Annotated in this window: 15 protein-coding genes and 1 tRNA gene; 6 read left to right on the top strand and 10 right to left on the bottom strand. The window is 63.9% G+C overall.

Annotated features, from left to right (window positions below):
* Nucleotides 1-21: 21 nt before the first annotated feature.
* Genes nadC through Q0L25_RS19415 form a run of 3 tightly spaced genes read left to right on the top strand, consistent with a single transcriptional unit; the run spans nt 22 to nt 2,026 of the window.
* Nucleotides 22-873 (top strand): carboxylating nicotinate-nucleotide diphosphorylase, encoded by an 852-nt coding sequence (gene nadC / locus Q0L25_RS19405; RefSeq protein WP_296617160.1) that lies wholly within the window; start codon nt 22-24, stop codon nt 871-873.
* Between the two features lie 35 nt (nt 874-908).
* Nucleotides 909-1,319, top strand: coding sequence for a hypothetical protein (locus Q0L25_RS19410; RefSeq protein WP_296617162.1), 411 nt, complete (start codon nt 909-911; stop codon nt 1,317-1,319).
* Nucleotides 1,316-2,026: a ribonuclease T gene (locus Q0L25_RS19415; protein ID WP_296617163.1), complete on the top strand. Its 711-nt coding sequence runs from the start codon at nt 1,316-1,318 to the stop codon at nt 2,024-2,026. The genes Q0L25_RS19410 and Q0L25_RS19415 overlap by 4 nt, the downstream gene beginning before the upstream one ends.
* A gap of 230 nt (nt 2,027-2,256) precedes the next feature.
* Here the strand turns inward: Q0L25_RS19415 and Q0L25_RS19420 are convergent, their stop codons facing one another.
* Nucleotides 2,257-2,679: a DUF4112 domain-containing protein gene (locus tag Q0L25_RS19420; RefSeq protein WP_296617165.1), complete on the bottom strand. Its 423-nt coding sequence runs from the start codon at nt 2,677-2,679 to the stop codon at nt 2,257-2,259.
* A gap of 8 nt (nt 2,680-2,687) precedes the next feature.
* Nucleotides 2,688-4,151 (bottom strand): ABC transporter substrate-binding protein, encoded by a 1,464-nt coding sequence (locus Q0L25_RS19425; RefSeq protein WP_296617167.1) that lies wholly within the window; start codon nt 4,149-4,151, stop codon nt 2,688-2,690.
* Nucleotides 4,152-4,744: 593 nt separating this feature from the next.
* On the opposite strand from Q0L25_RS19425, the gene Q0L25_RS19430 reads away from it, so the two are divergent.
* Entirely contained in the window at nt 4,745-5,650 is a 906-nt protein-coding gene (locus Q0L25_RS19430) for an OmpA family protein (RefSeq protein WP_296617169.1), read from the top strand.
* A gap of 199 nt (nt 5,651-5,849) precedes the next feature.
* On the opposite strand, the gene Q0L25_RS19435 is transcribed toward Q0L25_RS19430, so the two are convergent.
* Complete coding sequence (locus Q0L25_RS19435; RefSeq protein WP_296617171.1) at nt 5,850-6,218, bottom strand: VOC family protein; 369 nt, start codon at nt 6,216-6,218, stop codon at nt 5,850-5,852.
* Between the two features lie 108 nt (nt 6,219-6,326).
* Here Q0L25_RS19435 and Q0L25_RS19440 point away from each other — a divergent pair, with 108 nt between their 5' ends.
* Nucleotides 6,327-6,890: a TetR/AcrR family transcriptional regulator gene (locus Q0L25_RS19440; RefSeq protein WP_296617173.1), complete on the top strand. Its 564-nt coding sequence runs from the start codon at nt 6,327-6,329 to the stop codon at nt 6,888-6,890.
* Nucleotides 6,891-7,051: 161 nt separating this feature from the next.
* Here Q0L25_RS19440 and Q0L25_RS19445 read toward each other — a convergent pair whose 3' ends face one another.
* Both Q0L25_RS19445 and Q0L25_RS19450 read right to left on the bottom strand, forming a co-directional pair.
* On the bottom strand, nt 7,052-7,771 hold the full coding sequence (locus tag Q0L25_RS19445; RefSeq protein ID WP_296617174.1) for a Crp/Fnr family transcriptional regulator: 720 nt from the start codon (nt 7,769-7,771) through the stop codon (nt 7,052-7,054).
* Entirely contained in the window at nt 7,768-8,013 is a 246-nt protein-coding gene (locus Q0L25_RS19450) for a hypothetical protein (protein WP_296617176.1), read from the bottom strand. The genes Q0L25_RS19445 and Q0L25_RS19450 overlap by 4 nt, the downstream gene beginning before the upstream one ends.
* A 231-nt stretch (nt 8,014-8,244) precedes the next feature.
* Here Q0L25_RS19450 and Q0L25_RS19455 point away from each other — a divergent pair, with 231 nt between their 5' ends.
* Nucleotides 8,245-8,517, top strand: a complete 273-nt coding sequence (locus Q0L25_RS19455; RefSeq protein WP_296617178.1) for a hypothetical protein — start codon at nt 8,245-8,247, stop codon at nt 8,515-8,517.
* Between the two features lie 496 nt (nt 8,518-9,013).
* Here the strand turns inward: Q0L25_RS19455 and Q0L25_RS19460 are convergent, their stop codons facing one another.
* From Q0L25_RS19460 to rpsA, 5 genes are all read right to left on the bottom strand, one after another.
* Nucleotides 9,014-9,352, bottom strand: a complete 339-nt coding sequence (locus Q0L25_RS19460) for a transcription initiation protein (RefSeq protein WP_296617180.1) — start codon at nt 9,350-9,352, stop codon at nt 9,014-9,016.
* A gap of 258 nt (nt 9,353-9,610) precedes the next feature.
* On the bottom strand, nt 9,611-10,714 hold the full coding sequence (locus tag Q0L25_RS19465; protein ID WP_296617182.1) for an acyltransferase: 1,104 nt from the start codon (nt 10,712-10,714) through the stop codon (nt 9,611-9,613).
* A gap of 72 nt (nt 10,715-10,786) precedes the next feature.
* A tRNA-Leu gene (locus Q0L25_RS19470) sits at nt 10,787-10,872 on the bottom strand.
* 164 nt (nt 10,873-11,036) lie between these two features.
* On the bottom strand, nt 11,037-11,318 hold the full coding sequence (gene ihfB / locus Q0L25_RS19475; RefSeq protein ID WP_066812710.1) for an integration host factor subunit beta: 282 nt from the start codon (nt 11,316-11,318) through the stop codon (nt 11,037-11,039).
* A gap of 212 nt (nt 11,319-11,530) precedes the next feature.
* Complete coding sequence (rpsA, locus tag Q0L25_RS19480; RefSeq protein WP_296617186.1) at nt 11,531-13,243, bottom strand: 30S ribosomal protein S1; 1,713 nt, start codon at nt 13,241-13,243, stop codon at nt 11,531-11,533.
* Nucleotides 13,244-13,279: the final 36 nt, after the last annotated feature.

Here is a 13,279-nt window from a genome sequence, read left to right on the forward strand (position 1 = left end):
CGATCGCGGCGCGCTACCAGCATGGTCATGTTCGCCCTGCCCGGTTTCGACCTCTCCGCTTTCGTTCGCGCCACGCTCGCCGAGGATCTGGGCGAGGGCGGGGACATTACCTCCGCTGCCGTCATTCCGGCCGAAGCGCGCTTCACCGGCGTGATGGACAGCCGCGACGCGATCGTCGTCGCAGGCCTGCCGATCGCCGAGGCGTTCTTTCGCGCGCTCGATCCCGACGTGGCGATCGATCGGCTGGTCGCCGATGGCCAGCGAGTCGCGGCCGGCACCGACCTGATGCGGCTCGAAGGCATGGGCCGCGCGATGCTCACCGCCGAGCGCTCGGCGCTCAATACCATCCAGCATCTGTCGGGCATCGCGACGATGACGCGCGCTTATGTCGACAAGATCGCCGGCACCGGCGCCATTCTGCTCGACACGCGCAAGACCATTCCCGGGCTCAGGCTGCTCGAGAAATACGCCACGCGGATGGGCGGCGCGACCAATCATCGCATGGGCCTGTGGGACGCGGCGATGATCAAGGACAATCACGTCGCGGTGGCCGGATCGGTCGCCGAGGCGGTGCGCCGCGCCGTCGCCGCCGGGATCGAGCGGATCATCGTCGAGGTCGATCGCGTCGACCAGATCGAGCCGGCGCTGGCGGCGGGCGCGACCCATTTGCTGCTCGACAATATGGACGTGCCGACCCTGCGCGGGGCGGTGACCCTGGTCGGCGGACGCGTGCCGACCGAGGCATCGGGTGGCGTCCGCCTCGACACGATCCGCGCGATCGCCGAAACCGGCGTGACCTATATCAGCGTCGGCCGGCTGACCCAGTCGGCGCCGGCGGCGGATATCGGCCTTGATTTCGCGGCGATCGGCTGACCATTATAAGGATATCAGTGGTTTAGGGGGATTTCATGGTTAGACCGAAGTCGATCCGGCTGTTCGAACTTTTCTATCTGGGATCGGTGCTGGTCGAGGCGGTTAACACTGCCATGACCTGGGCGGACACCAATACCAACCCGCAGACGATGCAGGTCAAGCAGATGCTCGGTCCGTGGTTTCCGACCTTGCTGACCGTCTTCACCTTCACTCTGTGGCTGCTGCTCTGGTATTTCACCGCGCGCGAGCGCAGCAATGTCGCGCGTTGGGCGATCGTCCTGTTCTATGCGCTCGGGTTGATCGGCTTCGTCTTTTCGCTCGCCGTTGGCGCGGCGCCGGCGGCGGTTCCGCTCGGCCTGGCGGTCGTGTCGCTGGTGTTGACCACGATCGCGGTCTTCTTCCTGTTCCGCCGCGACGCGGTAGCCTGGTTCGGAGCATCGGCATGAAACTGCGTCTGTCGTTCGCGGCGGCAATGCTCGCCTCGCTGCCGGGCGTGGCCAATGCCCAGGCCCTGGTCTGCACGCCGAGTGCCAATCCGCCGCGGCCCAACCCCGACTTGCCGACCGCCGACCAGCCCCAGCGCATCCTGCCGATCGGCAGCTATACGCTGGCGATTACCTGGGGACCGCAATTCTGCCGCAACGGCGGGTTCACGCCCTCGGCGCGCTTTCAGTGCGGCAGCGGCAACCGGTTCGGCTTCACGCTGCACGGCCTGTGGCCCGACGGCGTCGGCAAGGACTGGCCGCAATATTGCACCGCAACCGATCTCGTGCCGCCGGCCGTGATCAAGGGAATGCTCTGCACGACCCCGTCGGCGCAATTGATCCAGCACGAATGGGCGAAGCACGGCACGTGCATGGGGACCACTCCGGCCGCCTATTTCGCGCGGTCGAGCGCGATGTACGCCAAGCTGCGTTATCCCGACATGGACGCGCTCTCGCGTCGTCCGCTGACCGCCGGCCAGTTCGCGGCCGCTTTCGCCGCGTCCAATCCGGGCATTCCCGCCAGCGCGATCCGCGTGACCGCGAAAGCCGGCTGGCTCGACGAATTATGGCTGTGTCTCGACCGGCGCTTCGCGTACGAGCGCTGCAAGCCCAATACAGGCGGACTTCCCGGCAATGCGCGGCTGAAGATCTGGCGCGGCCGGCGCTAGCCGAAAACCTTGCATCTAGAGATATGGAATCGGCCTGATCCATAATCTCCCTCACCCTTCCGGCGCTTCGCGCCTCCCTCCCTCTCCCGTTGGGAGAGGGAAGGGGCCCGCCGCCGAAGGCGGTGGGAAGGGTGAGGGTGAAGGGAGCAAGTCGATTTCACCCCGCTCCAACAGTTCGTTGTTTGCGATCAGCCTTCGCCGTCATGCCGGACTTGTTCTGAGATCCAACCCTAACCCTCGACCACCGCCGTCGACGGGTGATGCTTGTCGAGATGCTTGCGGATGATCTTCAGATTGCGGCTGTTCGAACGGAAGAAGAAGTCGGGCACCGCGCCTACCCAGGGGATCAACCCCAGCGCGAAGTCGACGCCGACATTACCGAACATCCGCGCCATCTGCGCTTTCGACATGCCCAGGTTGCGCGCTTCCCACACCATGTAGGACCCCAGCGCCGCGCCGACCAAATCGCCGATGCCGGGGACCAGGTCCAGGATCACGTCCAGTCCCAATTTCTGCTTGGTGCCGGGGATCGTGAACAATCCCTCCAGCAGATGCTCCAACCCCTCGATGCGCTTGCGCACGGAGGCGGGATCGCGCCCCATCGGGACGATCTGGCTGATGTCGGGACGCGGGATACGGGTCGTGTTGGCCATGGTCTGATCTAGTTGGTGTCGTTCCGTAGTCGATTCAACGGGTGCCACGCGCGGGGGTTCCCCTGCCATTGCTGCAGCCGCAGCGACACCAGCGACCAGCGGAGCGGCGTGGCGATCGGAATGAACGCGACATCGGCGGCCAGCGCGGCGTCGGCTTCGGCGATGTGCGTGGCGCGCTCCGCCATGGTCGGAGCATCGCGCGCGGCGGTCAGCGCGGCTTGCGCATCGTCGCTGCACAACGCGCAAGCGGTGGCGAGATACCAGCGCGCGCTGTCATAGGGCGCGACCTCGTCGACCAGCCGCAGGTCCGCCTCGGCGCGCATCGCGACACGGACCGGCCGGATCCCGATCGCCGCCAGCCGCGCGCCGATCTGGCCCCATAGCAGGTTGCCGCCCGGGCTATCGGGCAACGCCACCCGCAGCGCGATCTCTCCGGGATTGGCGAGGCGATAGGCCGCCACTTGCTGGCGGGCGTCGGCCAGACGGGCATCGGACGTCAGCGTCGCCCAGGTCGAGACCGCGGGCGCGCTCGCCGAATCGAGCTTGTCGGGCAACAGGCGCTCGACCGGCTGCCCCCAATCCGGTGTGAAAGCGGCGATCAGTGCGGTGCGATCGATCGCCTCGGCGATCGCTGCACGTCCCGCCGCCGCGGCGAGAAACCCGTCGCGCCTGACGATCGCCAGGCCGAAGAGTCCTGCCGCGGGATCCAGCCGAATATTCGTCGGCGCGACCTTGGTCATCGCGATCAGCGGCCAGTCGCCGACCGACCCGCCGGCCACGAAATCCGAATCCTTGTGGGTGAAGCGCAGCACCGCGCGCGCGGCGCTTTCGCCGATCAGCTGGACATTCTGCTCGGGGCCCGGCTCGGCGACCTCGTCGTCGGGCGACCGCGCCGGATCGAAGGCGGGGCGCAGCATCACCGAATTGGCGGCGGCTGCGGAAACCCGGAACGGCCCGCTCCCGCCCGGCGGATTCTCGCGCCGCACGGCGAGTTCGGGCTGGGCGAACAGCTTGAGCAGATCGGGACGCGGCCGGCTGAGCCGCACCTCGATCACCTGATCGGTCATCGCCACGATATCGTCGATCGCGGTCAGGAACGGCTTCAGCGGATTGCGCGATTGCGGAGCGATCGCGCGCTTCAGGATGATCGCGACATCCGCCGCGGTGACCTTGCCGCCATCGCTCCATTCGGCCTCGCGCAGACGGAAGATATAGGTGCGGCCCTGGTCGACCACGATCCAGCGCTCGGCCAGCCCCGGTTCGATCTGGCCGCTGGCGTCGAAGCGCACCAGTCCCTGCGCGGTGGAGTCGAGCAGCAGGCGCTGCGTGGTGTCGGCGGGACGCTTGTTGACGTCGGGATAGGACGGCCGCCCGCCGATCGCGCTCACCACCACCGGTCCGGTGTCGGGGCGCGGATTGCACGAGGCGAGCAGCAGGAGGAGCAGGGCAGGGATGCGGCGCGGCGCGGTCATCGGCACGTTGTGCCAAACTCCGCGACGTGGCGCCATGGTGCGAACGGCGCGGCTGGAAACCCGTTGGGGCAGTGGGCAGGCACTCGGCAGCCTTAAAAGCTGAGCGCTTTCCGTTGCCTTTAAGTCATTGCAAGATTCTCCGCTCTTTCGATTGGTCCTGCCATTGCTCATGATAGTCTGTGTTCGCGATTCGATTGCAACGACAACTATCGATTTCGATTCCGATGGTTCGACATGACCGCGATTGATCGTTGAAGCTGCACTAGACTGTCATCGGCCGTCCTTCCGCCGATCGGGGTCGGCGGACCAGTGGTACCTATTGCGCCTTTGCGTTGCCCGATTTCATCGGCTCGCCGCGCAATGCGCTCCAATTATCCCTGCAATCGCCAGCATCACCGGCGCCGTTCATGTGCGCGAAAGGTTGGCCCGAACACCCAGAACGTCCCTGATGTTCGCGTACGGCGGCGCGTCGCACTTCCGGAGGGAAACTGGTGTGGCGCGCTCAAACTGCCCGATGGGCAACACGGAAAGGACGGCCGGACGATGCGTGCGATCACCAATGCCCGGCTGGTCAGATTTCAAGGAGCAATGCGATGACTGCCATTTCCCGAACCCCCAGAATGCTTTTCATGCTCGCCCTGCTTACCGGCACGGTGTCGGCCGGCGTGCATGCGCAGCAGACTCCGCAGGATAGCGCTCCGGCCCCGGTTGCGGCGCCCGCCAACCCGGACATCACCGTGAACGGCACCGTGCCCGCCGATCTGTCCGGAATGCCGGACGGCCCCGAGGTCGAAGGCTTCATTTCGGCGCGCAACGACCAGAAGATGCAAGTGACCACCGCCGGCGGAGCCAAGACGGTGGTCCTGCTCAGCGACGCGACCCGGATCAAGTCCAAGGGCGGCCTGCTCGGCATCCGCAGCAACAAGCTTGCCGCCGACCAGCTGCTCAACGGCCTGCCGGTCAGCATCAAGACCGTGCAATGGGGCGGGGGCCTGGTGGCGAACCAGATCGCGCTCAAGAGCAAGGATCTGCGCACCGCGTCGATGATCCGCAACGGCACCGACCAGCGCTTCGGCGAACAGGCAGCGGCAACCGAGGCGCTGCGCGGCCGCGTGGCCGATATCGACCAGTATAACGTCAAGGGCACGACCAACGTGACCTTCGCCACCGGCAGGGCGGATCTGTCGCCCCAGGCGAAGGCCGATCTCTGCGCCGCCGCACAGCAGGCCGAAGGGATGAACAACGCTTTGCTTCTCGTCGTCGGCTACACCGATTCCACCGGCAGCCAGGATTTGAACCAGACGCTCAGCGAAAAGCGCGCCAGCCGCGTCGTCAATTATCTCCAGCAGGCGTGCCACTGGAAGCCCTATCGCATGCTGACCCCGACCGGCATGTCGGAGGCGGATCCGGCCGCACCCAACGACACCGCCGCCGGCAAGGCGCAGAACCGCCGCGTCGCGGTGAACGTGATGGTCAGCAAGGCCGTCGACGGCATGTAAGACGCTCCGGGGTGGGCAACGCCCACCCCCGTTTCGTGGCACTTTGAGGCGGCGCGGGAGACGAACTGCGTCACGGCAATGCCATGAAAACGGAATGACGCCGGATCGGATCGATCGCGACCGGCTCAAGCTTTGCTGCGCGCCGCCTTCCTTGGGACGGCACCATCCATGAAGGCCGTTGAGGACGTGTCGGCGATGCTCAGGCCGGTGGCTTGAAGAAGTTGATCGCGTTGCCGTCCGGGTCGCGGAAAAGCATCGACCGATTGCCCCACGGCATGTCCCTGGGCTCCTGGATCCAGTCCGTCACAAAACCTTCGAGCCGCTCTCTTTCGGCGTCGACGTCCTCCACGGAAAATTCGAGGATCGCCGATCGGTTCGCCGCGGCACTCCATGATCCGCCGTGCATGAATTCCGCCGCCTTGCGGCTGGCGAGCGCAAGGATCGCGCCCCCTGGACGGAATTCGACATATTGGTCGTCGCCATGAGCCGGCGTGCCGATCACACGTTCATAGAATGCCGCGAGGCTCCCGACGTCGTCGGTGATGAGGCGTGTGTAAGCGAACTTCATGGGACACCTTCCTGACTTGCAACGCCGTTCGCTGGGTTCGATAGTGAACGGAAGCGTTCTTATAGTACGATACGGTATCGTTCTGTTTCGAGTCAAGCGGAAGGCGTGATGGAGGAAAGTGGAGTGTCGGATAAGCGGGTCGAGCGCTCCAAGGCGAAGGTTCTGGCGGAAACCTATCGCCAGATGGCGCAGAGCGGCATCGGTGGACTGAGCATAGACGAGGTGTCCAGGGCGTCCGGCATTTCGAAAACGACGATCTATCGCCACTGGCCGTCCCGTTCGGCCCTGCTGATCGATGCCTGCTCGCGTCTGGGGAGCGCGTCCGAAGCGCCCGATACGGGAAATGTCGAACACGATGTCCGGCTGCTGTTGTCGTGCCTTGCCGACCAGCTTCAAACGGCCAATTGGAGCGCGATCTATCCTTCGATCCTCGACGCGGCCGAGCGTGATCCTGAACTCTCCGCCATGCAGCAATCGTTGCACGACAGGTTCATGGACCCATTCCTTACCGTGCTGACGCGAGCGACGGATCGGGGCGAAATCTCCGCGGATCGTCCGCACCGTGAAACGATCGCGATGCTGGTCGGTCCATTATTCTTTCGACGCTGGTTTTCGAGGGAAACGATCGACGAAGCGTTCATCGACAGGCTTACAAGGACCGTTCTTGGATGATCCGGTCGACGGTCACTGACCTATGGGCAGGGCTCGCCATGGCCAAAAGTGGGTCCCTAGCGACGGGGCGCTGTGCGCCGGCTGATAAGGCGGGGCCGGGCCGCCAAGCGGGGGCAGGGGACTAGGTTTTGCCCACCCCGCGTACCGCTCGCCGCACGTGGCTATCGAGCCTCCCGGTCCAGATAGAGATATTCGGTTGAGAATTCCGCGATGCGGCGCATTCGCGCCAGATCTCGGATTACGACGCGTCTGTTGCGGAACTCGACGACATCCTGATCTCTAAGATCTTTCAGCGTGCGGTTCATATGGACGGGCGTCATTCCCAGGCACTCGGCGAGATCGACTTGCGTCAGCGCCAGGTCGAAGCCCTTGTCGTCTGCCAGCCCGACGATGCCGAGCCGGACCTGAAGCTCGCAGAAAAGATGCGCCGTCCGGGAAATGGCCGTCCGCCGGCCCAGCGACAATTCCCATTCGCGATGCACGGCAGCATCCAGGTTTGTCGTAAACCAATAGAGCCGGGTCAGGTGAGGGGCTTCCTCTGTCATCCGCTTCAGATCGGCGTGATCCACTGTCGCGATAACGCAGGGCGTCATCGCCATGATGTTGTGGTCGAGGCGCTTGAGCGTAAAGCTGTGCAGGTCAACAAAATCGCCGGCGACGTGCAATTCCGTGATCTGCCGTGACCCGTTCGCGAGGTCCTTGTAGCGGCACATCATGCCTTCGAGCAGCAGAGTAGAGCGCGACAGGCGATCACCGGCGCGAATAATGGTTTTCTTCGCGGCAATTTCGGTCGCTGGAGACACGAACGAGCGGATCAAGCTCTCCTCGACTTCGCTGACATCGTCGCGCGCTCGGAGCTTGAGCAGATGCTTGTCGATCATTTTGGCTGGTTCACCGCGACGGCATCGCTGAACGGGATCGTGAAGAGGATTTCGCGGTTCTCATTCAGTACCTCCATCCGGCCATCCAAATCGATCGATCCGTTCGCAACCTCGGCCCCCAGGACAGACCTGATGCCGACGAGGGCTTCCCTCCTCGCTTCGTCATTATCCTCCAATTCGCGGCCCTCTTCGTCACGGGTAAGCCCAGATCCGTTGTGCAAATCAAAAAAGTAGCGAGCCATGACTAATCCGCGGCCTGGTGAATCGCGCGGTCAAGGCATTCGTCGACAGCGCTTGATCCTACAACACGAATTCGGGGATCGCGTTCCTGCCCACGATCTGCCGAGGAGCTGGCGCGGGCGATGCAGGCCGGCAATCGTATTAACCCAGATGAAGTTCAGCGGCCCACTAAACTTACGTTGTTTTCCCGAACCTTAATATCGCCAAGACCGCGCCTATTGAAAGGATCGGGCATGGGTTTACTGATCATATTCGGCATTGGCGCGGGCATAGGATTGGCGATGTCACTTGCCAGGCGCGTGGGGCAGGCCCTGGCCTTCGTGTCTGTCGCTATCGGCATCGTCGGAGCGATGGTCGGCGGAATTCTTGCTCCCACTCTCGTCGGTTCCCCAGCCTTCGAGCCGGACAATTTCCATGGAAGTCTGGCCTTATGGGCCTGCGCGGGCGCCATCATGTTCGTGGCGGGTCTGACCGCTATCGATTGGTTGACCGGCAGCCGGCGCTGACGCCTCGATCTTCGATCATGCCCAGTCCTTCCGTCACCTGATCCGTACGCTGCCGGCCAGGACCATCGTCCTTAATCTAAGTGATGGAACGGCCTCCCGGAATCACAGAAATATTCTCCAGCAGGGGGTCAGGATGCCGACACGGAACGAACGTGACTATTACGCCAAGCGTGCCGCAGAAATTCGGCAGTTTGCGGACAATACACAAGACCCCGAAACCCAAAAGACGCTCCGCGCCATGGCGGAGTCGTACGACAGACTTGTCGAGGAAGCAGACCGAATCGTGACGTTGAGGGACAGGCTGGATCAAGCTTAGCCGTCTTGGTCCCTTGTCGACCTCTTCCGCGGCCCGACCTTTCCCGCGTCGTATCCGTTCCTCAGGCGAGCGGCTGCTAGGCGCCACAATATCGGTCGTTTCCCGAGCCCCTCATAGATCCCGAAAGCAGACGTCCGTTAAGGTAGGGTCGTTGGCCAAGAGCGCGCGGGGCGCGGACCGTCAGCTCGCTGGATCGTACATGAACTCGCGCAACTCTTGCGAGCAGCGGCAGGCAACGGCGATCTTCCTCGCCCACTCCACAGCATCTTGGCGCGTCGGCAATTCCAGGACAGTGAACCCGCCGGTCAGGCGGCTGCCGGCATAGGTGTCCGGCCTTACCGAGCCGTCTGCCGATACCAGCTCCGGAGCGACGCCTTCATTGATCCCGCCGCCGAAGACATAGACGCCGGACGCTTTGGCTTCATCGATCACCGCACGGGCATCGATACCGGCTTTCCTGAATTCCTCTTCGCTCAGACGCATGGCTTCGCTCGGGAACGAGATAAGGTACTTGGTCATCCCGGTATGATGGACCGCGTTCCCCATGTCGGCAACAGCGGCGGGGTCACTTTGCGTCGAGTTTGAATGGCAGCTATCGCCAAGCGGGCTCCGGAAGGCTGTCAGTCCGAAAGTCGGGCCAATTTCAGACAACGCCTTGGCAAACCCATTGCCTTTGGCTCCCGTGGCATAGGGTGTCTTGCTCGCCTACCATGGACGAGGGACGGTAGATTGGGGTCCATCTGGTCACGGGCTCGCCATGGCCAAGCAGGATCACCCCTAAGAATTGCCGTCCGCCGCCTGATAAGGCGCAACCGCGCCGCCGAGCGCCGTCACCGGATAGCGTTTGGCCCACGCGGCGCGCACAGCCCTGCGGCCGGGGCGCTCGACCAGATGGAGCGCGACATTTGCCAGCGCCAGAACGACGATCGAGAAGGTGGCATAGAGCGCGATGACGCCCATCCAGCTGGCGTGCGACTTGCCGAGCGCGGCGAAAAACAGGTTCAGGACCGGATAATGCACCAGATAGATCCCATAGCTGCGGTCCCCCAGCCACAATAGCGGGCGCGCTTCGAACGTCCTGATGCGCAGCACCAGCAAAAGCGCCGACGGCCAGGCCAGCAGATCCAGCGGCAGCAACGGGCTGTAGGAGCCGACATTGATCGTCGCGCCGGTCGCCAATGTCAGGACGAGGACGATGGTCGGCACCCGCGCCAATATTGCGCGATGCTGCCACATCAGCTGACCGATGAAGAACCCGAGCACCCCGCCGATCAGATAGTCGGCGCCCCACGGCCCGCCGGGCAATCCGAGCAGGGCGAGTTTCGCCACGATGAGCGCGACCAGGGCGACCGAGACCCAGGTGACCGCGCGCTTGCCCGAACCGGCCGCCAGCGCGAACAGGAAGTAGCAGAGGATTTCGACCGAGATCGACCAGCTCGGGCCGACAAAGCCGCTGTCGGCCCCGGGCACGATCCCTTGCAGCATGAACAAATGGCACAGGAAGATCGGGAAGGTGTTTTCCGGCCGCCCCCAATCCAGCACGGCGACGATCAGCAACATGGTGAGGTGAAGCGGATAGAGCCGCGCCACGCGCGCCACCGCGAAGTCGCCGAACTGGCGCGCGGTGCGCAGGTCCGCGCCGCCGCGATAGACATGGGCGAAGATGTAACCGGAGATCAGGAAGAACAGATCGACGAAGGTCCAGCCCCAGCGAAAGAACCAGCCGGCAACGCCGCCAAAGAAGTCGCTGAGCCCGTTATAGAAGAAGATCTGCAGGTGATATCCGGCGACGACGCACGCGGCGATCCCCCGCAGTCCGTCAAGCCGCGCCAGACGGGGAACGGCCGAGGCATTGCCGGGGATATCTGCGCGCGGCTCCATCAGCATCCGCGCTAACGACCCGACACTATTTTATGATTAACGCGGGTTGCTCGCGCGCCAGTCTTTCAAATCTGGTGCGGACGGCGGGACTCGAACCCGCACACCCATAGGGCGAGGGATTTTAAGTCCCGTGCGTCTACCAATTTCGCCACGTCCGCGTGGCGGCACAGGTCGCGCAGGCGCGCGCCTGGGTCAAGCCGAGAGTCGAGATGTAGGGTGCCGTCACGCGTAAATCGCGTGACGTCGGTCAGGCGCCGAGCGCCTGCCGGCCGGCCTGCGGCGGAGTCCTGGTTCAAGCTTGCTTGAACCAGGCCGCCTTGGCTCAGGAAACGTTGAGCCGGACGCGCATTTCCTTGCCGGGCTTGAAATAGGGAACACGCTTGGCGTCGACTTCCACTACTTCGCCCGTCCGCGGGTTGCGGCCGGTGCGCGCGCCGCGCGCGCGGGTCGAAAAAGCGCCGAAGCCCCTCAGCTCGACGCGGCCATCGGCCGCCAGGCGCCGCGAAATCTCATCGAAGAACGTCGTGACGATCGCTTCGACGTCGCGGAGCGCCAGATCTGGATTGGCTTCTGCCAGCTTTTGAATCAGTTCCGAACGAATCATACGAACACGGTCTCCCCAAAGTCGAAGGACCACCGGGACGTTTCCCGGTCTTCTCCATCGACTACCCGTTTTCCGAGAATTTCCCCCTCGCGGAAAAAGGGCCCCCACCGACGCATATCATAAAGAAAATCGGTCGAACGCAATAGGACCGATTCGACAGTCAAAGTGTAACAAAAAGGGTAGCATCCTCAGGATGCTACCCAATCTGAGCCTCACTTCTTGGTGTCGCGGGCCTTGAGCGCTTCGCCCAGGATGTCGCCCAAGGATGCGCCCGAATCGGACGAACCGTACTGAGCGACGGCCTGCTTCTCTTCGGCGATCTGCATCGCCTTGACCGAGAAGGTCGGCTTCTTCGAACGATCGAAGCCGGTGACCATGGCGTCGAACTTCTGGCCGACCTGGAAACGCTCCGGACGCTGCTCGTCGCGGTCGCGGCCGAGGTCGGTGCGCTTGATGAAGCCGGTCGCGCCATCCTCGCCGACCTGAACCTCGAGGCCCGCGTCGCGGACTTCGAGCACCGTGACGGTGACGATCGAGTTCTTGTTGAGCTTGTCGCCGGCGCCCGCGACGACCGCGGCCGACGGACCGCCACGCTCGAGCTGCTTCATGCCGAGCGAAATGCGCTCCTTCTCGGCGTCGATGTCGAGCACGATCGCCTTCACCATCTCACCCTTGCGGTGCAGGTTGAGCGCGTCCTCGCCCGAAATGCCCCAGGCGATGTCCGACATGTGGACCATGCCGTCGACGTCGTTGTCGAGGCCGATGAACAGGCCGAACTCGGTGGCGTTCTTGACTTCGCCCTCGACGGTCGAGCCGACCGGGTGCGCCGCGGCGAACGCTTCCCACGGATTGGCCTGGGCCTGCTTGAGGCCGAGCGAGATGCGACGCTTGTCCTCGTCGACCTCGAGCACGACGACATCGACTTCTTGGCTGGTCGAGACGATCTTGCCCGGATGGACGTTCTTCTTGGTCCAGCTCATTTCCGAGACGTGAACCAGGCCCTCGATGCCCGGCTCGAGTTCGACGAACGCACCATATTCGGTGATGTTCGTGACGCGGCCCGACATCTTGGCGCCGACATGGTACTTGGCGGCGGCGCCGTCCCACGGATCGCTCTCGAGCTGCTTCATGCCCAGCGAGATGCGCTGCGTGTCCTTGTTGATGCGGATGATCTGAACCTTGACGGTGTCGCCGATGTTCAGGACCTCGCTCGGGTGCTGGACGCGCTTGTAGCTGAGGTCGGTGACGTGGAGCAGGCCGTCGATGCCGCCCAGGTCGACGAACGCACCGTAATCGGTGATGTTCTTGACCACGCCGTCGATGATCTGGCCTTCATGCAGGCTCTGGATCAGGCCCGAACGCTGCTCGGCGCGGGTTTCCTCGAGCACCGCGCGGCGCGACACGACGATGTTGCCGCGCTTGCGGTCCATCTTCAGGATCTGGAAGGGCTGCGGGATGTCCATCAGCGGCTGCACGTCGCGGACCGGACGGATATCGACCTGCGAGCCGGGCAGGAACGCCACGGCGCCGTCGAGGTCGACGGTGAAGCCGCCCTTGACGCGGCCGAAGATGACGCCTTCGACGCGGGCCGACTGAACGAACTCGGCTTCGAGCTTGTCCCAGGCGGCTTCGCGGCGCGCACGGTCGCGCGACAGCATCGCTTCGCCATTGGCATTCTCGACGCGGTCGACGAACACTTCGACTTCGTCACCGACCTTCAGGTCGGCCTTCTGGCCCGGCGCGGCGAATTCACGCAGCGGCACGCGGCCTTCGCTCTTCAGACCGACGTCGATGACGGCCATGTCGTTTTCGATGCCGGTGACGGTGCCGTGCACCACGCGGCCTTCGAAGCCATCGGCGTCGCCGAGGGTCATTTCGAGCATTTTCGCGAAATCGTCGCGCGTCGGGTTTGCCGTAGTGGCCATAAAAATGTGGTTCCTGATCAACTGTTTCCGGCCAAC

This window comes from Sphingomonas sp. (assembly GCF_024508665.1).
Classification (GTDB): domain Bacteria; phylum Pseudomonadota; class Alphaproteobacteria; order Sphingomonadales; family Sphingomonadaceae; genus Sphingomonas.